This is a genomic window from Subdoligranulum sp. DSM 23681 (assembly GCF_057005535.1).
Genome location: NZ_CM168050.1, coordinates 416,772 through 438,142 on the forward strand (window position 1 = coordinate 416,772; position 21,371 = coordinate 438,142).

The window sequence follows — 21,371 nt, forward strand, 5'->3', positions numbered from 1 at the left end:
TTGACGAGATGATCGCCTCCATCCGTGAGGACGCCGTCCATATGCTGCTGACCATCGAGATCCGCCGCCCCGAAGCCCAGCCCCAGCGGGAACAGGTCGCCAAGCCCACCGGCGAAGGCGCCCCCACCCGTCCCGGCGCCAAGGGCAGCGCCCCCGTGCGGGTACAGAAGATCGGCCGCAACGATCCCTGCCCCTGCGGCAGCGGTCTGAAGTGGAAGAAATGCACCTGCAAGGAATACCATCCTGACCTGTAATCCAAGTGCCCAAGACCGGACCCTGTGTCCGGTCTTTTTTGTTTGCCTGTTGCCATGGCCTTTGTTTTCGGGGCCAGATGTGGTAGAATAAAATTCATTTCCAATGAACTGCGGAGGTTTCATCGCTTATGAAAGCACATATCCAGAAGGAACCGCGCTGCGTGCTGCTGTGGAATTTCGGACCGCTGAATGCGGGATACGACCACCTGGCCCGCACGGCCTCCTCCTTTGGCCTGAAGGTCCGCTCCGTGGGGCCCGCCGAGTTGAGCGCCCGGGTGGGCGACCTGTGCACCGGTCGCCATGCCCCGGACAGAGCTTCCCTTCCCTCCCCCACCGACCACGCGGCCATGATCATCAGCGGGCTGCGCCATGACAACGGCTCTCTGGGCCGCTTTGTGGACGAAGTGCGCCGGGGCGGAGCCGCCATTGCCCTGCGGGCCATGGTGACCCCCACCAGCCGGGACTGGACCCTGGACGCCCTGCTGCGGGAGCTGTGTGAGGAACACGCCACCGTGGGAGGCCAGTCTTGACCCGCCGGGGCTGGATGGCCCTGGGCCTGTGCGCGGCGCTGGCAGCGGTGGTGGGATTCAGCTTCTGGCAGGACCGCACCGCCCCCAAAGCCTACACCGCCACCTGGTGGGATGTATTCGACACCGTGACGGTGGTCACCGGGTATGCCTCCAGCGAGGAAGAATGGCAGCAGCAATCCCAGGCGATCCACGATGACCTGCTGCATTATCACCAGCTGTTCGACATCTACAACACCTACGACGGCCTGACCAACATGGCCACCGTCAACGCCCAGGCCGGACAGGAACCGGTAACGGTGGACGCAGACCTGTTTGCCCTGCTGCAGTTCGGCAAACAGGCCTACGACCTGACCGACGGCGCCTGCAACATTGCGGCGGGCACGGTGCTTTCCTTGTGGCACGACGCCCGCACCGCCGCCGAAGCGGCTTCCCCGGAGACAGCCCTGACCGCCGATATTCTGCCCGCCGGGGACGCTTTGCAGCAGGCCGCCGAACACATGGATATGGATGATCTGGTCCTGGATGAGACGGCCTGCACCGTGCAGTTCGCCGACCCTGACCTGCAGCTGGATGTGGGCGGCATTGCCAAGGGCTGGGCGGTGGAACAGGCCGCCCAAAAAGCCGAAGTCCGGGGGCTGACCTCCGCCATCCTGAACGTGGGCGGCAACGTGCGGGCCATCGGCAAAAAGCCGGACGGCAGCCGCTGGACCGCCGGGGTCCAGGACCCGGACGGAGAGGAATACCTGGCGCAGGTATCCCTGGAACCGGGCCAGAGCCTGGTGGTCAGCGGAGACTACCAGCGACATTTCACAGTGGATGGGGTGCGGTATCATCACCTCATCGACCTGAGCACCCTGCAGCCCGCCCGCTACTGCCGCAGCGTGGCCATCCTGTGCACCGACAGCGGCATCGGGGATGCTCTTTCCACCGGGCTGTTCTGTCTGCCTCAGGCCCAGGGGCAGACGGTGCTGGCCAAGGTGGAGGGAGCCAGTGCACTGTGGGTGCTGGAGGGAGATGTGCTCCTTCCTTCCGACGGCTGGCCCCAATGATCTGCAAGCAAAAAGACCTTTCCCGCCGGGAACGCCCCGGTCCGGGAAAGGTCTTTTTTTATGGATGTTTCAGCTGATTCAGGTAAAACTGCCATGAGGCGGCTGTTCCACCAGCCCCATGGACACGCCCAGGGCCTCGTCCACCCGCTGCATGTCCTCGGGCGGGATGCGCCCCGCCCGCTCCCGCAGGCGGCGTTTGTCCAGGGTGCGGATCTGCTCGGTGAGCACGATGCTGTCCTTGCTCAGACCGCACCGGTCCGCCCGGACCCCGATATGGGTGGGCAGGCGGTTTTTGTCCTGCCGGGACGTGATGGCCGCCGCAATGACGGTGGGGCTGTGCCGGTTCCCGATTTCATTCTGGATGATAAGTACCGGCCGCACGCCTCCCTGTTCCGAACCCACCACCGGGCTCAGATCAGCGTAGAAAACTTCTCCTCTGTGTACCTCCATGGATTTGCCCTCCCTGCTTGTTTGTTCTGTTTACAGTATAAGCAGGCAGAGCGGGATTTAATCATCCCTGTTCCAAAACCGCAAAAGCACAGGCCAGACCCGCATCATGGGTCAGACTCAGGTGGGCCGTCAGATGATGTTCCTGCACCCACCGGGCCGCCTCGCCGCAGAGTTCATAATAAGGGGCACCGCTTTCCCGGCGCAGCACACCGATCTCCGCCAGGGCAAAGCCGCCCAGGCCACAGCCGCAGGCCTTGAGGAACGCTTCCTTGGCTGCGAAGTTGGCAGCGGCCGTCTCGGTCCGGTGTTTGCCGGTATGGGAGAGGAGCAGTTCCTGTTCCGCCGGGGAAAAGACCTTTTTCAGAAAAAGGTCCCGGGCAATGGCCTTTTCCATCCGGGCGCTCTCACACAAATCGGTCCCGATGCCGTAGATCATGCCGCACCTTCCTTTTGCTGATTGCGTCTTGCCTCAGCGCACATACACCACATAGTTTTCCTTGCGGGGAGCGGCAGGCTTTTCCCCGCCGGGAACGCCGTACCCCACCACGCAATTGCCCACGCCGGCCAGATATTCCGCGTTGGGCACGCCCCATTCCTTCAGCAGGGCTTTGCCTTCCTCGGTCTCAAACATCTCATAGGCGCGGTTGATCCAGCAGGAACCCAGGCCCAGGCTGGCCGCGGCGTTGAGCATGTTGCCCATGACCAGGCTGCCGTCTGCCTTCCAGTTGGGCTGCCGGGTATCGGCCAGAACCACCAGGTCCACCGGAGCCCCGTAGAAGGGGTCCTTGTCCGAGCCCATGACGGCAGCGTTCATACGGGACAGGTGATCCCGCACTTCCTTGTTGACCACAGCCACGATCACCGGGCTCTGCTGGCCCATGGCAGTGGGGGCGTACGTACCGGCCTTCAGGATGGCTTCGATCTTCTCGGCTTCCACCGGACGGTCCGCATAAGCACGGCAGCTGCGGCGGGTGTTCAGCGTATTCAGAGTTTCATTGGTCAGCATAATCAAAATCTCACCTTTCCGGCGGGGGCACCAACGGCCGTCCGCCCTGTTTTTTGTCTTTATTATACCATGCCTTGCAAGTTCCCGGCGCCAAAATGTGTTAATTTTTTTCAAATTTGCAGTTGGGTCCATTGCCTTTTGCAGTGCTTTCGGCTATACTAAAGACAGTCCATTAAAGTGGCATACAATGGCATATAAGGAGGTAGTTTCCCATGGAGACTTATGGAATCGAAAAGTTCGGGATCATCGGCCCCAAGGCCGTGTACCGCAACCTGACCCCCGCCCAGCTGACCGAGGCCGCTCTGCGCCGCGGTGAGGGCACTTTGTCCAACACCGGTGCCCTGGTGGTTACCACCGGCAAGTACACCGGCCGCTCCCCTAACGATAAGTTCATCGTTGATACCCCCGCTGTGCATGACGACATCGCCTGGGGCAAGGTCAACCGCCCCATCAGCCGCGAAAAGTTCGATGCCATCAAGGGCAAGGTCGCTGCGTACCTCCAGGGCCGCGAAGTCTTCATCTTCGACGGTTTTGCCGGCGCCGACAAGAAGTACACCAAGAAGTTCCGCATCATCAATGAGATGGCCAGCCAGAACCTGTTCATCCATCAGCTGCTGATCCGCCCCACCGCGGAGGAACTGGCCAACTACGGCGAACCCGACTACACCATGCTGGTTGCTCCCGGCTTCAAGTGCGATCCTGAAGTGGACGGCGTCCACAGCGAAGCTGCCATCATGATCGACTACGAGGCTCATGTCATCGTCATCTGCGGCAGCCAGTATTCCGGCGAGATCAAGAAGAGCGTCTTCTCCACCATGAACTACGTCATGACCAAGGAGAACGTTCTGCCCATGCACTGCTCCGCCAACATGGACCCCGTGACCCATGAGACCGCCGTCTTCTTCGGCCTGTCCGGCACCGGCAAGACCACCCTGTCTGCCGACCCCGCCCGCAAGCTGATCGGCGACGACGAGCATGGCTGGAGCCCGGACGGCGTCTTCAACTTTGAGGGCGGCTGCTATGCCAAGTGCATCAACCTGAGCGCCGAGAACGAGCCCGACATCTACAATGCCATCCGCTTCGGCTCCCTGGTGGAGAACGTGGTCATGGATCCCGAGACCCGTGAACTGGACTTTGATGATGGCAGCCTGACCGAGAACACCCGCGTGGGCTATCCCGTCAACTACATCAACAACGCCCAGATCCCCGGCGAAGGCGGCATCCCCAAGGTTGTCATCTTCCTGACCGCCGATGCTTTCGGTGTTCTGCCTCCGATCAGCCGTCTGGACAAGAACGCTGCCATGTACCACTTCGTCACCGGCTTCACTTCCAAGCTGGCCGGCACCGAGCGTGGCATCACCGAGCCGCAGCCCACCTTCTCCACCCTGTTCGGCGAACCCTTCATGCCCATGGATCCTTCCGTCTACGCGGAAATGCTGGGCGAAAAGCTGGACAAGTACGGCACCAAGGTCTACCTGGTCAACACCGGCTGGGCCGGCGGCAGCGCCGCTGCCGGTGCCAAGCGCATGAAGCTGGCTTACACCCGTGCCATGGTCACCGCCGCTCTGAACGGCAGCTTCGACTCCATCGAGTTCAAGCACCATGACGTGTTCAACGTGGATTATCCCGTCAGCTGCCCCGGCGTGCCCGACGAAATGCTGGACGCCCGCGGCATGTGGGCCGACAAGGACGCCTACGACGCCCAGGCCAACAAGCTGGCCCAGATGTTTGCGGACAACTTCGCCAAGAAGTATCCCAACATGCCTTCCGAAATTGCGGAAGCCGGCCCCAAGCCCAAGAACTGAGTTTCTGCGGCTGAGCTGAATCCATAAACCACCGTCCCCGCCCCTGCTGCTGCACGGGGCGGGGACGATTTATTTTGCAAAGGAGGCTCTGCCCCATGCAGATGGCACAGGAACTGCTTTTGTTTGTGGCGTCGGAAGAAAACCTGGGCCAGACCAACCAGAGTATTGCCCGCTACTGTCTGGCTCACTTTGATGAACTGCTGAACATGAGCATCACCCAGCTTGCAGCTGCCTGCCATGTTTCGGCCGCCACCATCACCCGGTTCTGCCACAGCCTGGGCTATGATGACTTTCTGCATTTCAAGGATGAGTGCGTCCTGGATCGCCGCATGCGGGCCCAGTCGGCCTACTACTGCGGCAATGTATTCGGCTACGACAAAGCCGCCCTGGTACAGCCTGCCCTGCAGGACAGCTGCCGCACCCTGGGAAGCGATCTGTACGCCTGTCTGGCCGGGGTGGACCCCAACCAGATGCAGGCCCTGGCGGATGCCATCCGGGCCGCAGAGGACGTGCTGCTGCTGGGGATGGAATACTCCGGCCTGATGATGCTGTACCAGCAGCGGGAACTGGTCAAACGGGGCAAAATCATCCGGGTTCTGCTTTCCACCGCCAACCTCCATGATGTGACAGTGAGCCGCGGCACCCTGATTTTAATGCTGAGCATGAACGGGTGCGGACTGGAAGTCATGATCGATGCCGTGCAGCGTCTGGCCGAGGAAGCCGGCGAATTCTGGCTGCTGACCCAGAACGCCGAAACGGCCCGGAAGTATCCCTTTGTAAAAAAGGCTGTGGTGGCCGGTGCCGGCAAGGATTATACCTTTCACCGGTATGCGGAGCTGGCTTTGGCCGACATGCTGCTGGCATACTTCGGCCCGCTGACACAGTTTGATGCAAATGGATTGCCCCTGCCGCAAGGGCATGCTATACTGTAAGCAACCGTTACAATAGAAAGAAGGAATATCATGTACAATCCTGGGGATTCCATGATCGAGGTGCGCGAATTGCTGATCAAGGCGTTCGCTTCGGCATGGGAAGTATGCGGTGACAAGATGACGAGCACCGACCGCGACGGCTACATTACCAGCAGCATCACGGTAATCGACAGCATGCAGGTGAGCCCGGAAATGATCTACGCTGAGGAAGGCTCCGGCCTGACCGACGGCGAGGAACTGGATCACCTGAGTGATCTGGTACGCGCCGACGGGATCTGGGTCTATTACGGAGTGCCGGCGGAGAATTTCTTCCTGGTGACCTGGATGCCCGATGAGGAAGCGGCCCGCCTGAAGGTGGCTTCTCTGATGGAAGAGGGCGACTGCGTGGCCTGCACCGTGGACCTGAGCCAGCAATGGCATTTTGAATGATCCATATCCGAAAAGGAAAGGAGGTACGGATATGAACGATATCGCCCAGATCCGGCCTCCGGTACAAGCCTGTCGTCTGCTGGACAGATTGCAGCAAGCCGGGTATGATGCCTACATTGTGGGCGGATGCGTGCGGGACAGTTTGTTGGGCCGCATCCCGGATGACTGGGATATCTGCACCAGCGCCCGTCCCGATGAGATCGAAGCCTTGTTTGCCGGACAGCGGCTGCTGCTGAAAGGCAAAAAACACGGCACGGTGGCGGTGGTGCTGGACGGCAGAAGCTGGGAGATCACCACCTTCCGGCAGGACGGGCATTATACGGACGGCCGGCATCCCGACTGCGTCCGCTTTGTCCCCTGCCTGCGGGAGGATCTGGCCCGCCGGGATTTCACCGTCAATGCCATGGCCTGGTCCCCGAAGGAAGGCCTTGTTGACCTTTTTGGCGGGCAGCAGGACCTGCAGGCAGGCATCCTGCGCTGTGTGGGAGACCCGGCGGCACGCTTCGATGAAGACGCCCTGCGCATCCTGCGGGCAGTGCGGTTTGCCGCCCAGCTGGGGTTCCGCCTGGATCCTGCCACGGCCGAGGCGGCCCTGGGTGCCCGGATGTCGGTGCGGTGTGTTTCCGTGGAGCGGATTTTTACCGAGCTGGATCGCCTTCTGGAAGGCTTTGCCGCCGGAACGGTCCTGGCCCGGTATGGACATATTCTGGCCGGTGCTTTGCCGGAAATCGAAGCCTGCATCGGCTGTTCTCAGCTGGGGCGCTGGCATTGCTACGATGTGTGGAACCACACGGCGGCGGCCGTAGGCGGATTGGACACCGAGGGAATGGACCCTCGCAGTGCCCGGGTCCTGCGCTGGTCCGTGCTGCTGCATGACATGGCAAAGCCGATGTGCCGCACCGAGGACGAGGACGGCACGGCTCATTTTCCGGGGCACAACCAGCGGGGTGCCCACCTGGCCCGCCAGATTCTGCAGCGGCTGCGGGCGCCTGTCTACCTGATTGACGGGGTGACGGCTCTGGTGGCGGTACACGACAGTCCCCTGCCCCAGTCGGAAGCCGAGATCCTGGAACAGCTGCATCAGCGCGGTCCGCTGTTCTGGCAGCGGCTGTGCCGTCTGAAACTGGCTGATCTGGCGGCCCACGCCAACAATGAAGCGGTGGCGCTGCGCTGCCGGGAAGTGCGGGAGTTTGCCGCCTGCATGCAGCACCTGGCCGATACCGCCTGTTATACCGTTTCAGGACTGGCCATCACCGGCAGCGACCTGATTGCCGCCGGACTGACCCCCGGCCCCCTGGTGGGCAATACGCTGGAATGGCTGCTGCGATCCGTCATGCAGGGCATCCTGCCCAACGAACGGGAGGCATTGCTGCAGGCTGTGCGCAGCCGGCAGCTTTCATAAGAAAAAGGCCCTCTGCCTTGGCGGCGGAGGGCTTTTTTGGTATATCATTCATCCAGAAGCAGATCTTCCAGGCAGTTCATGTACAGGTCCCGGAAGCCCTGTTCATCGGCATTGGCCAGCAGGTGGCTCAGGCGATTCAAAATAACGTCGTTCCAGATTTTTTTCCAGTTCAGCATGGTGTATCGGCTCCTTTCCCGTTTTTCGGTTTGTCTTTCGGTCTGACTGTATGATACCGCAAAACAAGGAGGGAGTTCTGTTTTTTTCAAAATATGAAAAGGCCGCCCGAACCCGGAGATATCCGAAAGGGCGGCCTGCCATTTTTTAATTGAACTTGAAGATCTTCTGAGCCACGCGATAGCCCCACAGGGTGATGCCGCGGCCGGCTTTCCCGGGCAGGTTGCACAGCCCCGCCACCGACGCCACACAGCGGCGGTAGACGCGGCGGTCATGCAGCTTGAGGAACTGCCAGAGCTCGGCCTTCTTGGCCAGGGCTTCCGCACTGCCATCCATAGTCAGGAACACGCTGGAGATGGTCATCATCATGGACAGATAGTTGAACATATAAGCCCGCAGCTTTTTCTGCTCCGGCGGCAGGGCGTACAGGTCCACAGCGGTGATCATCAGCTTGGTGACCCGCACCTGCTGGTCCACCCGCTTGACCATGACCTTTTCGTTGACGCTCTGGTCCTCCCGGCCGATGAAATACCGATAGAGATCCAGGTCCATATAATACAGGCTGCGGCAGCTGGGCAGAGGCAGATAGACAAAGACATTGTCCACGTAGAAGGTGTGCTTGGGCAGGCGCAGGCCACAATCCCGCAGAATCTGGGTGCGGTAGATGACAGAGTGCATCAGGATGTTCTGGCTGGGCGGGAAATGGCCGATGTCCTGCCAGGTAAAGACCTTGTCCTGGGGCAGAATGCCGGTATACCGCACCGTGTGGTGGGTGTTGTCCACCGTGTGCTCATACACATAGTTGCACAAAAGCAGGTCCACGGGCTGGGGCATAGCCGCGAATTCCCGCAGCTTGGCCATGACCTTCTGCAAAGCGTCGGCGTCCAGCCAGTCGTCCGAGTCCACTACCTTGAAATACATGCCGGAAGCGTTGCGGATGCCCTGGTTCACGCCCTCGCCGTGGCCGCCGTTCTCCTGATGAATGACGCGGATGATGGTGGGATATTTTTCCGCCCAGGCGTCCGCAATGGCACCGGTCTCGTCCTTGGAGCCGTCATCCACCAGGATGATCTCCGCGTCCTCCCCCGCAGGCAGCAGGGTCTTGATGCAGCGGTCCATATAAGCGGCCGAGTTGTAGCAGGGCACGGTAAAGGTGATCAATTTCATACTGACTTCTCCTCTTACATTTGGTTTTGCGCCAGCCAGTCGGGCCAGCGTTCGCACAGGCTGTCGGCCGTCTGCCCCAGGCCGGGCCAGGCGTCGGCGGTGTAAGTGTCCCACACAGCTACCGTGTACAGGCCCAGCTGTCTGGCTGTGGCCAGTGCCGTGGGGGAATCCTCAAATACCATGACCTGTGCGGGGTCGGGGCTTCCAAAAGCTTTCAGCGCCCGCAAGTAGACCTCGGGGTCCTGCTTGCCCCGGGGCGAAAGGCAGGAGAGGGTGAATTCAAACCGGTCCAGGATTCCCAGATGTCCCAGAGCTGCATCCACCAGCGGCTTGTCGGTGCCCGAAGCCACACACAGCCGCACCCCTTTGGCCCGCAGGGCGTCCACCACATCGGCGGCACCGGGCTTGAGGGTGGCGCAGCTGGTGTAGGCGCGGCGGGCTTCGGTGCGGATGCAGTCGGCCAGTTCCGGCGCCGTGACCGGCAGATGATACCGCTGCACATAATACTGTGCCGTGCCCTCGATGGTCAGGGCAACGGTGTTGTCCCGATCCTGCTCATCAAAGCGCATATTCCACCGGGCCAGGACCCGGTCAGCCACCAGGTCCCACATACCGGTGGAATCCAGCAGAGTCCCGTCCATGTCAAAGATGGCGTAAGGCCGCCATGACACAGGCATCTCCCCTTTCCTTGGTATACCTATATAGCATACCTTTTTTTGCGCAAAAAAACAAGACCGGCCAACGTTTTTTGCGTTGGTCGGTCCCGGATCCATGCTCAGAATTCGGTATGCTGGAAATCATGCACGCCGGACGGGATCACGTCGTTGTACACATCCTCCGGCAAACCAAAGTCCTCGCCGCGCTGAATGATACCGCGCATCCATGTCGTAATCTTATGCAGGCTCAACATAGCGATCCCCTTTCTGTAGATGGGCGGAAGTCCGGCTGCTTGCGGGTGCCGGCCTTCCTCTCTTTGCATCTTCAGTATACACGGAAGGTCTGACTTTTGCAACCTGCATTTTGTACAAACTTACAAAAAGTTCTTTTGTTATTTTCAACATTTTCGTTGTTTTGTCTATACGGCATCCACGTTTGTACGCGTCAGGCGCACAGTTCCCGCCAGGCTTCCTCCATGGTATCGGCGGAGAAAAGGAACTCTCCCTGTGCGGAATACACCTCGATGTGGCCGTTGACATTCTTGAACTTGGTGGTCATGGAACCTGCCTGCCTTTCTTTTGTTTCTGTCTTCATTATACAGAAGCAAAAGGTCCATAAAACGGACTTCGGCAGTCCGGCCGGAGCAAACCAGTCCTATAAAACGGTCTGTGTGTGCAGCAGCCGGCGCAGGGCACGCAGGCCGCCCAACAGCCAAAAACAGAGCAAAAACCACAGCAGGCAGTACTTCGGGCAGATCAGACCGGCGATGTTTCCCCACTCGGTACTGTAGTCCCACACATGCAGCCCCAACAGGCGGGTACAGAATACACCGAAAACCAGTTCCACCCCGGACACAGCTGCCGCTGCCAGCAGGGCCGCGGCTGGCAGCGGCCAGCGGAAACAATCATCAAACCAGCGTAGCAGGCACAGGCAGAGCCCGCCCGCAAAGAACATGGTCCAGTGGGTGGTGCCCCGCCAGGCCATCTCCAACCCCAGGTACGCAACCCCGCCCAGCAGAAACAGCGAGCCCGCCTCCCAGCGGCAACTGCGGACCAGCACCATAAAAAAGCCCCCTTCCCCGGCAGAAACCTTTGTAGGAGTATTCTGTGCAGGAAAGAGGGTCTGTAATCACTTTGTAACTATTTTTTGCCTTACTTGGACAGGACCTTCAGCAGTTCGCTGCGGGTATCCCACAGTTTCTGGCTCAGGTCCACATAATAGCGGTGGGGGTTCTCAAAGCGCTTCACTTCATCCCACAGGGTGTTGATCTGGGCCTTGCAGAACTTGCGGATATCTTCCAGGCAGGGGCTGGTGTAGACGCGCTCGCCGTTCACATAAATGGGAGTGGACAGGCAGCGGGCGGTGCAGTTGACGTAGGTGCGCTCCTTCCAGGTTTCCACCGGGTCAAACAGGGTGATGCCGTGCTTGGTCTCCACCTCTTCGTCGGCCATGGTGATCAGGTCGGCCATCGCCTTGTTGTCCTCGTCATAGATACGCCAGACCTTCTTCAGGCAGGGAATGGTGGTCTTTTCGGCGGACTCGCTGAGCTTCATCTTGGGCGTATAGGTACCGTCTTCTTCCTTGACGGCAGCCAGCTTGTACACCCCGCCGAAGACGGGATCGCTCTTGGCGGTGATCATGTTCTCACCGATGCCGAAGCTGTCCACACGGGCCCCCTGCAGGATCAGATCCCGGACCAGGTATTCGTCCAGGCTGTTGGAAGCGCAGATGGTGCAGTCGGGATAACCGGCTTCGTCCAGCATGCGGCGGGCCTTCTTGGACAGGTAGGCGATATCGCCGGAGTCGATGCGCACCCCCTTGGGACGCTTGCCCATGGGTTTGAGGACCTCATCAAACACCTTGATGGCATCGGGAATGCCATGGCGCAGCACGTTGTAGGTATCCACCAGCAGGAGGCAGGCATCCGGATACATCTCGGCATACTTCTTGAAGGCCTCGTACTCACTGGGGAACATCTGCACCCAGGAATGGGCCATGGTGCCGGAAGCCGGGATGCCGAAATCCCGGGCCGCCATGACACAGCTGGTAGAACCGCAGCCGCCGATGTAGGCCGCACGGGCGCCGAAGTAGGCCGCGTCATACCCTTGAGCACGGCGGGCACCGAATTCCATGACCGGACGCCCCGAAGCCGCCCGCACGATCCGGTTGGCCTTGGTGGCGATCAGGCACTGGTGGTTGAAGGTGACCAGAAGCAGGGTTTCCAGCAGCTGGCATTCAATGGCGGGACCTTCCACCGTGACGATGGGTTCCTGGGGGAAGATGGGGACGCCTTCCTCGATGGCCCAGATATTGCAGTGAAGCTTGAAGTTGGCCAGATATTCCAGGAAATCCTCCCGGAACATGCGGGTAGACCGCAGATAGTCGATGTCCTCCCGGGTAAACTGCAGATGATCCACCGCGTCGATGAACTGCTGCAGCCCCGCCATGATGGCGTAGCCGCCGCCGTCCGGCACACGGCGGAAGAACATGTCAAAGACAGAGATCTTGTCCTTGTAGCCTTCGTCAAAATAGCCGGCGGACATGGTCAGTTCGTAAAAGTCGGTCATGGTGGTCAGGTTGCGCTTGATGTCCAGCATGGTATTTTCCTTCCTTTCGGTCAATAGGGTCCATATTGACGCAAAACCGCCGGGGCGGTTTGTACCACAAGGTCAGGCAAAAAAGGCGTTCTGCACGGCGCACAGCACCGCGGCGCGGGCGGCGGTAAAGTTCACCCCGCCCTGCAGGTAGCAGGTATAGGGTTCGCGCAGAGGGCCGTCGCAGGAAAGTTCAATGGTACTGCCTTCGGTGAAGCTGCCGGAGGCCATGATGACTTTATCGGTATAACCGGGCTCATCGGCGGGTTCGGGAGCCGCAATGCTGTCGATGGGGCTTCCCTGCTGGATACCGGTGCAGAAGCCCTGCAGCGCGGCGGCACTGCCGGAATCAAAACAGGTGACGATGTCGTTGTGGTCGGCGGTATACCGGGGCACCGGGTTCACGCCGGACAGTTCCAGCAGACACTGGGCATAGATGGCGGTCTTGAGGGCCTCGCACACCACGCCGGGGGCGTAGTAGAAGCCCAGGAAGGTATCCCGCAGACTGTCCTGGGTGCAGCCCAGTTCCGCGCCGATACCGGGAGCGGTGAAGCGGTGGCTGACCTTTTCCACCAGGTCGGCCCGTCCGGCAATGTATCCGCCGGTGGGGGTAATGCCGCCGCCGGGGTTCTTGATGAAACTGCCGGCGATGAGGTCGGCGCCCACTTCCAGGGGTTCCTGCTTCTGGGTGAATTCCCCGTAGCAGTTGTCCACAAAAATCACCGCGTTGGGGTTGGCCTGACGGGCGATTTCGGCCACCTTCCGAATGGTGGCCAGGTCAAAGGCATTGCGCTGGGTATAGCCCCGGCTGCGCTGGATGTGCACCACCGTGGCGTTCTTGGCCTGACGGGCAATGGCCTCGTAATCGGGGGTGAAATCCGGTTTGAGGGGACATTCGTCGTACAGCACGCCGAATTCCCGCAGGGTGCCGCAGCCTTTGCCTGCCTCCCCGATGCCGATGACCCCTTCCAGGGTATCATAAGGGCGGCCGGTGGCGGCCAGCAGGGTGTCACCGGGACGCAGCAGACCGAAGAGAGCCACGGCCAGGGTGTGGGTTCCGCTCATGAACTGGGGGCGCACCAGAGCGGCCTCGGCGCCCATGCAGCGGGCAAAGACTTCCTCCAGCTTGTTGCGGCTGTCATCCCAGACGCCGTAGCCGGAGGATCCCCAGAAATGTCGGGCCTCCACGCCGCAGCCGGTGAAGGCCTTGAGCATCTTCAGCTGGTTGTAATCCCGGATCTCCTCCACATGGGCAAACTGGTCCTTGCACAGTTCCAGCGCTTTTTTGTCCAGGGCGAGGACTTCGGGTTTCAGGTCAAAAAATTGTTCGATCATTGATTTTCGATTCCTTCGTTGTTGGTTTGGGCGGGCAGATGATATTGCCCATAGCTGCCCACGCACACAAAGCCCAGACGGTCGTAAAAATGCCGGCGCTTTGCCTCACACAGAAAGGTGACGGTATATCCTTCGGCAGCCAGTTCATTGGCCAGGGTGACGATCAGGTGCCCGCCGATGCCCTTGCCGCGCAGGTCGGGGCGGGTCTCCCCCGCTGCCATATAGGCTTCCCCCGCACAGATGGCGTAGGCCCCCACCGTGCAAACCATTTTTCCTGTTCCGTCACACACGGCCAGCACCCGGGCATAGCCGTGGTTGAGGGCGGTGCAGGATTCGGAGTAGAAGGCCTCCTGCCGTTCCGGTTCTTCGGGGAAGAGTTCGGCACTGATGGCCTGCATGGAAGGATGGCGGTCTATATGCAGTTCCGGCAGCAGCGGCGGCACCGGCAGCTGCCCGCCGGGGGCCAGAGTGTACAGGTACAGGTCCCGGCGCAGCGGCCAGATCTCCGGCGGCCGGATGCTGGCCGTTACCCGTTCCACCCCGGCAAACCGCAGGAACAGCGCCAGCTCCTCCCAGTCCGGGGCAGCCGCATTGTCACAGCAGAGCTGGGCCGAGCGGCCGCTCAATGCCAGGGCCCCACCGGGCAGGGTAAACAGCCGGGTGGGGGCACCGGGGTTACCGGTCCAGAGGGCGGCATCCCGCCCCAGCAACGCCTGAAAATAGGGCTTGCCGGAAGCGGTCTGCAAAAAGGCCCGCTGTTGGGCGGCATCGGTTACAGCCTGGATCACGGGGCGGACCTCCTGTTACAGTGCATTCACGATCTGCTTGTATTCCCGTCCGCGGGCTTCAAAGTTGGGGTAATGGTCAAAGGAGGCCGACGCCGGGGACAAGCTGACGATATCGCCGGGACGGGCAGCACCGCGGGCCTTTTCCACCGCATCCTGCATGGAATCGGCGTGGAGGAGCTCCAGACCGCTCTCCGCAAAGCCGGGGCAGGCGCGGACTTCCCGCTCGATAATGGGGCCGGTATCCCCCATGAGGATCAGCACCTTTACATGGGCAATGAGTTCCGGCGCCAGAGGGGCGTAGCTGATCTTTTTGTCATACCCGCCCGCGATCAGGATGAGCTTCTGGTCGAAGCTGCGCAGGCCGGCGATGGTACGGGTGGGGCTGGTGGCAATGGAGTCGTTATAGTACTGCACGCCGTCCAGCATCCGGACCGGTTCGATGCGGTGTTCCACACCGGTGAAGGTGGACGCCACCTGACGCATGACCTCCACCGGAACCAGACCCCAGACAGCAGCCATGGCGGCCAGCAGGTTCTCCACGTTGTGCAAGCCGCGCAGTTTCACTTCGGACCGGGGCACGATGGGGGTGACCACACCGTTTTCCGCGTAGCAGAGGGTATCGTCGGAGGCCCGCAGGAAGGCGCCCTTGTCGGTCTCGTGCAGGCGGGTGAACCAGACCTGTTCCCCCTTGCAGTCGGCGGCCATGCCCCGGGTAATGTCATTCTCATATCCCAGGACCGCACGGCAGGGCGGGGTCTGCCACAGCAGGATGTTGCGCTTGGCGTCAATGTATTCCTGCATATCCTTGTGGTGGTCCAGGTGGTTGGGGGTGACGTTGGTCACCACCGCCACCTTGGGACTGTGGCGCATGCTGATGAGCTGGAAGCTGGACAGTTCCGCCACGGCAATGTCGTCGGCGGTGACCGTTTCCAGCTGAGGCAGCAGGGCAGCCCCGATGTTGCCGCCCAAAAGGACCTTGCGGCCGGCGGCTTCCAGCATCTTGGCAATGAGAGTGGTGGTGGTGGTCTTGCCGTCCGAACCGGTCACAGCCACGATCTCACAGGGGCAGAGCTCAAAGAAGAGTTCCACCTCGCTGGTGACCATGGTGCCGGCCTTCAGCGCCGCCTGCAGTTCGGGCTTATAATACTCATAGCCGGGGGTGCGCATGATGATATCCTGTCCGGCAAAGCCGTCGGTGTAATGCTCACCCAGGCTCAGGTTCACCTTCAGGCGGCGGAGGGTATCGGCGTAGTCGCCGAAGGCTTCCAGATTGGGTTTCTGGTCGCAGAGGGTGATCTGGGCACCCAGGGCGGCAAACTGTTCGATGCACGGTTTGTGGCTGACACCGGCCCCGATGAAGGCCACCTTTTTGCCGGCGACCATCGCCCGCAGACGTTCGATTGGCAGCATACAAAACCTCTCCTTTTTCGGCAACGGGGCGGGAGGCCCCGGGAATTCTTTATACCCCATTATTATAACGAGACAGGCGCCGCAATGCAAATTTTTTGCCTGTGCCGAAACGGCACAGGCAAAAAATCAAAAGTGATTCAGATGTGAGGTGTGTCTCAGCAGCCCATGGGGATGCCGTGACGGCCCAGCAGAGCGCGGATCTTGACCATGGGGTCAATGATGCTGGACACGCTCTTGTCATGGTTGATGGCGGCGATAAAGTAGGCAGTGTACTTGGACACGTCCACATCATGGTACCATTCACGTTCCAGCAGCTCGGGCATGCGGTAGGTCAGGTTGGTGCCCAGCACGGCAGCCACGATGCCGTCCTGGTAGGCCTTGTCGAACTTGTCCAGACCGGCGGTGAACAGCGGGAAGGTGGCGTAGGTGAAGATCTTGCGGGCGCCGCGCATCTTCAGGCCGTAGGCGATGTCCAGCATGCTCTCGCCGGAAGCGATGATGTCGTCGGCAATGAAGACGTCCTTGCCTTCCACGCTCTCGCCCAGGTACTCATGAGCGACAATGGGGTTGCGGCCGTTGACGATCTTGGAGTAGTCGCGGCGCTTGTAGAACATACCCAGGTTGCAGCCCAGCACGCTGGAGTAGTACATGTTACGGTTCATGGCGCCTTCATCGGGAGAAACGACCATGAAGTGCTCCTTGTCGAAGCGGACATCAGGCACATGGTGCAGCAGGCACTTGAGAACCTGGTAGGTGGGCATGACGTTGTCAAAGCTCATGGTGGGCACAGCGTTCTGGACGCGGGGGTCATGGGCATCGAAGGTGATGATGTTCTTGACACCCACAGAACGCAGCTGCTGCAGGGCGAAAGCGCAGTCCAGGCTTTCGCGGCTGACACGGCGATGCTGCCGGCCGCCGTACAGGCTGGGCATGATCACGCTGATGCGGTGAGCACGGCCGGAAACAGCCTGGATCAGACGCAGCAGGTTCTGGAAATGATCGTCGGGAGAGAGATGGTTCTCATACCCGAAGAGTTTGTAGGTAACACTGTAGTTGCCCGGATCAACAAAAATAAAGATGTCATCACCGCGGGTCGAGGCCTTGACCAGGCCCTTGGCGTCACCGGACTGGAAGCGCGGGCAATCGGAGGGAATGATAAAGGTATCCACATCCATACCGACCTCGCGGGCCCAGCGCACCAGGTGACCGTCCACCAGGTTGGCCAGTTCCTCGGCACCGGGGCAGGCCAGAAGCCCCAGATCGGCAATTGCGTCCTCTTTCGCAAAAAAGTCACGGGGGCCAAGATTCATGTCAGCCATACGTTGCTCCTTCACTGATCTTTATACTTATTTTGTGCGCACAAAGGCGCATCATAACTCATCTTTATTTTATCACATGGGAACGGCAAAAGCACCTGTCAACCGTGCTTTTTTTGTACAATCTTTGATTTTCCGCACCTTGCACATCCCCTTTCAGGAGGCGCCTCAAAATTTCTGGTGTTTTTTACAAAATTTTTTCAAATTCGCCAGATTTGCCCTTGTTGTGCTGTCCGATAGACTCCCCTGCCCTATTGCTGCCTTGACAGTCCAGGGGCCGTATGTTAGACTTTTGGTATCTGGTCTATCGTTTTAGACCAACTTGTATTTCCTCTTCAAATCTGACAGGAATCAGAAGGAGCGATGAAAACGAAACCTTCACGCACCTCTCTGCTGGACGCCTGGCGATGCCGCCGTACCGTCCGGCGATGGCATAAAAAAGAAAAGCGCAGCGCTGCCCAACACCGGTTTCTTTCCCGGGTACGGAGCCTCCCATACTGGCATGAAACCGGCGAGTTTTTATACGCCATCGGCTTTCTGGTGGAATATACCCTTATCCGGCTGGCACGGTCAGTGGGCTGGTTCGTCGTACTGCTGCTGCGCGGTTTTGTCTCCCTGGGGAGTGCCTTGGTCCGCCCCCTTGTGCCCCCCGATACCGGGCAGGCCGTGGCCTTCTCCCCCGGCCTTTTGCTGCGCAGCGCCCTGCTGGCCGCTGCAGCCGGAGTGCTGGGCTGGACTGTCTATACCGGGTTGGACCGGAGCTACGTGCTGCAGGTACAGGTAAACGGTCAGACCGTTGGTTATGTGGAGAACGAGCAGGTTTTCGACGACGCCCGCGCGGCCGTGTACGAACGTGTGGAAACGGCCCAGCGGGTGCTCAGTGATGCGGGACAATCTTCCGCGGAATCCGGCTTTGAAATCTGGCCTACCTACATCCTGACCACCGACTACGACCAGACCATGGGACAGAGTGAACTGGTCAACGCCCTGCTGATGGCGTCCGGCGGCGAGCTGCAGGACGCCACCGCCGTGTATCTGGACGGTGCCCTGCAGTATGTGACCACCGACGGGGACCACCTGCGCAGTTTTCTGCAAAGCTGTCTGCTGCCTTACAAGCAGGTGGACAATCCCAACCAGCGGGTGGCCTTTGTACATGATGTCCAGCTGGTGGACGGGCTCTTTTTCTCCGACTCGGTACAATCCTACGCTGATGTGCTGGGGCAGCTGCGCGGTGACCCTGACCTGCTGAAAGTCCGGTCCATCGAGCGGCAGACCTACCAGGAAGAAATCCCCTATCCTGTTTATACCCAGGAATCCGCCGCTTATGACTACGGCGAGACCGTGGTGCTCCAGACCGGACAGAATGGTCTGCGGGAGATCACCCAGGACGTGACCACGGTGGACGGGGTACAGACTGACGTACAGACGGTACAGGTCAAGATCCTGACCGATCCGGTGGCGGAAGAACGTGTCACCGGCACCCAGCTGAAGGATTATATGTACGGCAGCATCAACGGCTATGACTTTGTCTGGCCTGCCCCCGGATACCGGCACATCAGCCAGTGGATGGTAGGCGGCCATACCGGCATTGACATTGCAGGGCCCAGCGGCACGCCCATCCTGGCAGCGGCCTCCGGCACGGTGGTCCAGACCTACACCTGGAACGGTATTGTGACCCGGGGCGACTGGAACAGCTACGGCAACTATGTGGTCATTGAGCATGACGGCGGCTACACCACCCGTTACGGGCATCTGCTGCAGTACATTGTCAGTGAAGGCGAGCATGTGGAAGCCGGTCAGGTCATCGGCTACATGGGTTCCACCGGCAACTCCACCGGTAGCCATTTGCATTTTGAGATGTACGGGCCGCAGGGACGGTTCAGTGCCCACACGGTCTTCCCCGACATCCCCACCTGGAACAAATAAACCAATCACAGTACAGGAAAGCTCCGGCACCAAGGTGCCGGAGCTTTTGTATGCCAATAAATACCGATAAAAAAGCCCGCCCCCGGCTTTCATCAGGGGCGGGCTTTTATTCAGTCAACGCTGAAACGGTCCGATCAGACCAGTTCCAGGATCGCCATCTCGGCGGCGTCGCCGCGGCGCATACCGGTGCGGATGATGCGGGTGTAGCCGCCGTTGCGGTCGGCATACTTGGGACCATACACATCGATGACCTTCTTGGCAACATCTTCCTTGGTGATGTAGCTGAAGATCTGGCGCTTGTCGTGCAGATCGCCGGCCTTGCTCAGGGTGACCATCTTCTCGGCCATGGAGCGAACCTCCTTAGCGCGGGTAACGGTGGTCTCGATCTTGCCGTTCTCGAACAGATAAGTGACCATAGCGCGCAGCATCGCCTTGCGGCTGTCGGTGGCGCGGCCAAGCTTTCTAGTACCGGGCATTCTGTTTCACTCCTTTATCAGTTGTCGTCGTCTTTGGTGAGCATGAAGCCCAGGCTGTCCAGTTTCGCCATGACTTCTTCCAGGCTCTTGCGGCCAAGGTTCCGGACCTTCATCATGTCGTCCTCACTCTTGTTGATGAGGTCGCCCACGGTGTTGATGCCGGCGCGCTTGAGGCAGTTGAAGGAACGGACGCTCAGGTCCAGCTCTTCAATGGTCATTTCCAGCGCTTTTTCCTTGCCCTTCTCATCGTTCTCGACCATGATTTCGGTCTCGGCGGCTTCATCACACAGGTTGACGAACAGATTCAGGTGTTCGGTCAGCACACGGGCAGCCAGGCTCATGGCCTCCTGCGCGTTGGTGGTGCCATCGGTCCAGACCTCGATGGTCAGTTTATCAAAGTCGGTGATCTGGCCCACACGGGTGTTCTCCACCGTGTAGTTGCACTTGAGCACCGGAGTATAGATGCTGTCCACAGGCAGGGTGGTGACATCGTTCTTCTCGATGAGCGCCAGCTTGTTGCGCTCGGCGGGAACATAGCCACGGCCCTTGTCAAAGGTCAGCTCCATGACGAGCTTGGCTCCCTCACCCAGGGTGGCAATGTGCCATTCGGGATTGAGGATCTCCAGGTCGTCGCCCTGCTTGATGCTGCCGGCAGTGACTTCGCACGGACCGGCGGCTTCCACGCGGACGGTCTTGGGGCCGTCGCCATAGATCTTGGCGGCAACACCCTTGAGGTTCAAAACGATCTCGGTCACGTCCTCGCGCACGCCCTCGATGGTCGAGAATTCATGCACGACGCCGTCGATCTTCACACTGGTGACCGCCACGCCGGGCAAGCTGGAGAGCAGCACACGGCGCAGGCTGTTGCCCAGCGTAGTGCCGAAGCCACGCTCCAGAGGTTCCACCACGAACTTGCCGTAACGGCCGTCGGGGGAAAGGTTGGCCATCTCGATCTTGGGGCGTTCAATCTCCATCATAAAAACCCTCCTTGATCAGCCGGCCCGCAGAAAAACGCGGAGCCGGTTTTGGTGAAAAAACGGTTTTGGCAGAGGATTACTTGGAGTACAACTCGACGATCAGGTGTTCCTGGACCTCGTAATCGATGTCGCTGCGTTCGGGCAGCTTGGTGACGACGCCCTTCAGGGAACCGGTCTCGCGGCTCAGCCAGGAAGGCAGAGCGACAACGGGAGCATCGGCGCCGGTCAGCTTGGAGAACTTTTCGATCTTGCGGCTGGACTCGCACACTTCGACCACATCACCGGCCTTGACCTGGTAGGAAGGAATGTTGACCTTCTTGCCATTGACGGTGAAGTGAGCGTGGCTGACCAGCTGGCGGGCATCACGGCGGGTGGAAGCAAAGCCCAGACGGAACACGACGTTGTCGAGACGGCATTCCAGCATCTGGAGCAGGTTCTCACCGGTCTGGCCCTGGCGGCGTTCCGCCTCGTTGAAGTAGTTGGCGAACTGCTTTTCCAGAACGCCGTAGATGAACTTCAGCTTCTGCTTTTCCTTCAGCTGAGTGGCGTACTCAGACTGCTTCTTGCGGAAGTTGCCGGTAGAGTTGCGGGTGGTATTCTTCTTGGCATAGCCCATGACGGCAGGAGAAATGCCGAGAGCTTTGCAACGCTTGGCGATGGGCTGCGTATTCTTAGCCATAATTCAGTATCCTCC

The 21,371-nt window shown here is 60.0% G+C and carries 23 protein-coding genes; 8 read left to right on the plus strand and 15 right to left on the minus strand.

Translation table 11 applies throughout. The features are described from left to right. Positions 1 to 41: 41 nt before the first annotated feature. The 3 genes from AC127K_RS02030 to AC127K_RS02040 all read left to right on the plus strand — a co-directional run bounded on the left by AC127K_RS02030 (position 42) and on the right by AC127K_RS02040 (position 1,833). Positions 42 to 254: an SEC-C metal-binding domain-containing protein gene (locus AC127K_RS02030; RefSeq protein ID WP_483722166.1), complete on the plus strand. Its 213-nt coding sequence runs from the start codon at positions 42 to 44 to the stop codon at positions 252 to 254. A gap of 128 nt (positions 255 to 382) precedes the next feature. Continuing rightward, on the plus strand, positions 383 to 784 hold the full coding sequence (locus AC127K_RS02035; protein WP_483721383.1) for a DUF3783 domain-containing protein: 402 nt from the start codon (positions 383 to 385) through the stop codon (positions 782 to 784). Beyond that, the gene (locus AC127K_RS02040; protein ID WP_483721384.1) at positions 781 to 1,833 is read left to right on the plus strand and encodes an FAD:protein FMN transferase; all 1,053 of its coding nucleotides are present in this window, start codon (positions 781 to 783) and stop codon (positions 1,831 to 1,833) included. Before AC127K_RS02035 ends, AC127K_RS02040 begins: the two co-directional genes overlap by 4 nt. Before the next feature lie 78 nt (positions 1,834 to 1,911). Here the strand turns inward: AC127K_RS02040 and AC127K_RS02045 are convergent, their stop codons facing one another. The 3 genes from AC127K_RS02045 to AC127K_RS02055 all read right to left on the minus strand — a co-directional run bounded on the left by AC127K_RS02045 (position 1,912) and on the right by AC127K_RS02055 (position 3,289). Further along, the gene (locus tag AC127K_RS02045) at positions 1,912 to 2,283 is read right to left on the minus strand and encodes a type II toxin-antitoxin system PemK/MazF family toxin (protein ID WP_204647443.1); all 372 of its coding nucleotides are present in this window, start codon (positions 2,281 to 2,283) and stop codon (positions 1,912 to 1,914) included. Between the two features lie 61 nt (positions 2,284 to 2,344). Next, on the minus strand, positions 2,345 to 2,719 hold the full coding sequence (gene acpS / locus AC127K_RS02050) for a holo-ACP synthase (RefSeq protein WP_483721385.1): 375 nt from the start codon (positions 2,717 to 2,719) through the stop codon (positions 2,345 to 2,347). Positions 2,720 to 2,752: 33 nt separating this feature from the next. Further along, positions 2,753 to 3,289 (minus strand): nitroreductase, encoded by a 537-nt coding sequence (locus AC127K_RS02055; RefSeq protein WP_294540730.1) that lies wholly within the window; start codon positions 3,287 to 3,289, stop codon positions 2,753 to 2,755. 212 nt (positions 3,290 to 3,501) lie between these two features. Here AC127K_RS02055 and pckA point away from each other — a divergent pair, with 212 nt between their 5' ends. The 4 genes from pckA to AC127K_RS02075 all read left to right on the plus strand — a co-directional run bounded on the left by pckA (position 3,502) and on the right by AC127K_RS02075 (position 7,857). After that, a complete protein-coding gene (pckA, locus tag AC127K_RS02060) occupies positions 3,502 to 5,094 on the plus strand; it encodes a phosphoenolpyruvate carboxykinase (ATP) (protein ID WP_294540728.1) in 1,593 nt (530 codons plus the stop codon). Between the two features lie 95 nt (positions 5,095 to 5,189). Beyond that, positions 5,190 to 6,026 (plus strand): MurR/RpiR family transcriptional regulator, encoded by an 837-nt coding sequence (locus tag AC127K_RS02065; protein ID WP_483721386.1) that lies wholly within the window; start codon positions 5,190 to 5,192, stop codon positions 6,024 to 6,026. Positions 6,027 to 6,056: 30 nt separating this feature from the next. Continuing rightward, complete coding sequence (locus tag AC127K_RS02070) at positions 6,057 to 6,455, plus strand: hypothetical protein (RefSeq protein WP_294540724.1); 399 nt, start codon at positions 6,057 to 6,059, stop codon at positions 6,453 to 6,455. Between the two features lie 31 nt (positions 6,456 to 6,486). Continuing rightward, positions 6,487 to 7,857: a CCA tRNA nucleotidyltransferase gene (locus AC127K_RS02075; RefSeq protein ID WP_483721387.1), complete on the plus strand. Its 1,371-nt coding sequence runs from the start codon at positions 6,487 to 6,489 to the stop codon at positions 7,855 to 7,857. 44 nt (positions 7,858 to 7,901) lie between these two features. On the opposite strand, the gene AC127K_RS02080 is transcribed toward AC127K_RS02075, so the two are convergent. The 9 genes from AC127K_RS02080 to AC127K_RS02120 form a co-directional block, all read right to left on the minus strand. Next, complete coding sequence (locus AC127K_RS02080; protein ID WP_483721388.1) at positions 7,902 to 8,033, minus strand: hypothetical protein; 132 nt, start codon at positions 8,031 to 8,033, stop codon at positions 7,902 to 7,904. 145 nt (positions 8,034 to 8,178) lie between these two features. Beyond that, positions 8,179 to 9,198 (minus strand): glycosyltransferase family 2 protein, encoded by a 1,020-nt coding sequence (locus tag AC127K_RS02085; RefSeq protein WP_483721389.1) that lies wholly within the window; start codon positions 9,196 to 9,198, stop codon positions 8,179 to 8,181. Positions 9,199 to 9,212: 14 nt separating this feature from the next. After that, positions 9,213 to 9,875 carry an HAD family hydrolase gene (locus tag AC127K_RS02090; protein ID WP_483721390.1) on the minus strand — a complete coding sequence of 221 codons (663 nt, stop codon included), beginning with the start codon at positions 9,873 to 9,875 and terminating at the stop codon, positions 9,213 to 9,215. A gap of 634 nt (positions 9,876 to 10,509) precedes the next feature. After that, the gene (locus tag AC127K_RS02095) at positions 10,510 to 10,917 is read right to left on the minus strand and encodes a putative ABC transporter permease (RefSeq protein ID WP_483721391.1); all 408 of its coding nucleotides are present in this window, start codon (positions 10,915 to 10,917) and stop codon (positions 10,510 to 10,512) included. Between the two features lie 89 nt (positions 10,918 to 11,006). Then, complete coding sequence (locus tag AC127K_RS02100) at positions 11,007 to 12,452, minus strand: nicotinate phosphoribosyltransferase (RefSeq protein WP_483721392.1); 1,446 nt, start codon at positions 12,450 to 12,452, stop codon at positions 11,007 to 11,009. A 72-nt stretch (positions 12,453 to 12,524) separates the two neighbouring features. After that, entirely contained in the window at positions 12,525 to 13,784 is a 1,260-nt protein-coding gene (locus AC127K_RS02105; RefSeq protein WP_294540708.1) for a methionine gamma-lyase family protein, read from the minus strand. Next, the gene (locus tag AC127K_RS02110; RefSeq protein WP_483721393.1) at positions 13,781 to 14,572 is read right to left on the minus strand and encodes a GNAT family N-acetyltransferase; all 792 of its coding nucleotides are present in this window, start codon (positions 14,570 to 14,572) and stop codon (positions 13,781 to 13,783) included. The genes AC127K_RS02105 and AC127K_RS02110 overlap by 4 nt, the downstream gene beginning before the upstream one ends. Before the next feature lie 15 nt (positions 14,573 to 14,587). Beyond that, positions 14,588 to 15,982, minus strand: coding sequence for a UDP-N-acetylmuramoyl-L-alanine--D-glutamate ligase (murD, locus tag AC127K_RS02115; RefSeq protein ID WP_483721394.1), 1,395 nt, complete (start codon positions 15,980 to 15,982; stop codon positions 14,588 to 14,590). A 155-nt stretch (positions 15,983 to 16,137) separates the two neighbouring features. Further along, on the minus strand, positions 16,138 to 17,292 hold the full coding sequence (locus AC127K_RS02120) for a ribose-phosphate pyrophosphokinase (RefSeq protein ID WP_294540742.1): 1,155 nt from the start codon (positions 17,290 to 17,292) through the stop codon (positions 16,138 to 16,140). Between the two features lie 369 nt (positions 17,293 to 17,661). Between AC127K_RS02120 and AC127K_RS02125 the strand changes: the two genes are divergently transcribed. Then, entirely contained in the window at positions 17,662 to 19,224 is a 1,563-nt protein-coding gene (locus AC127K_RS02125) for a peptidoglycan DD-metalloendopeptidase family protein (protein ID WP_483721395.1), read from the plus strand. Between the two features lie 134 nt (positions 19,225 to 19,358). On the opposite strand, the gene rplQ is transcribed toward AC127K_RS02125, so the two are convergent. From rplQ to rpsD, 3 genes are all read right to left on the minus strand, one after another. Further along, positions 19,359 to 19,700, minus strand: a complete 342-nt coding sequence (gene rplQ / locus AC127K_RS02130; RefSeq protein WP_294540700.1) for a 50S ribosomal protein L17 — start codon at positions 19,698 to 19,700, stop codon at positions 19,359 to 19,361. A gap of 17 nt (positions 19,701 to 19,717) precedes the next feature. Beyond that, positions 19,718 to 20,677, minus strand: coding sequence for a DNA-directed RNA polymerase subunit alpha (locus AC127K_RS02135; RefSeq protein ID WP_483721396.1), 960 nt, complete (start codon positions 20,675 to 20,677; stop codon positions 19,718 to 19,720). A 76-nt stretch (positions 20,678 to 20,753) separates the two neighbouring features. Beyond that, the gene (gene rpsD / locus AC127K_RS02140) at positions 20,754 to 21,356 is read right to left on the minus strand and encodes a 30S ribosomal protein S4 (RefSeq protein ID WP_483721397.1); all 603 of its coding nucleotides are present in this window, start codon (positions 21,354 to 21,356) and stop codon (positions 20,754 to 20,756) included. Between the last annotated feature and the right edge of the window lie 15 nt (positions 21,357 to 21,371).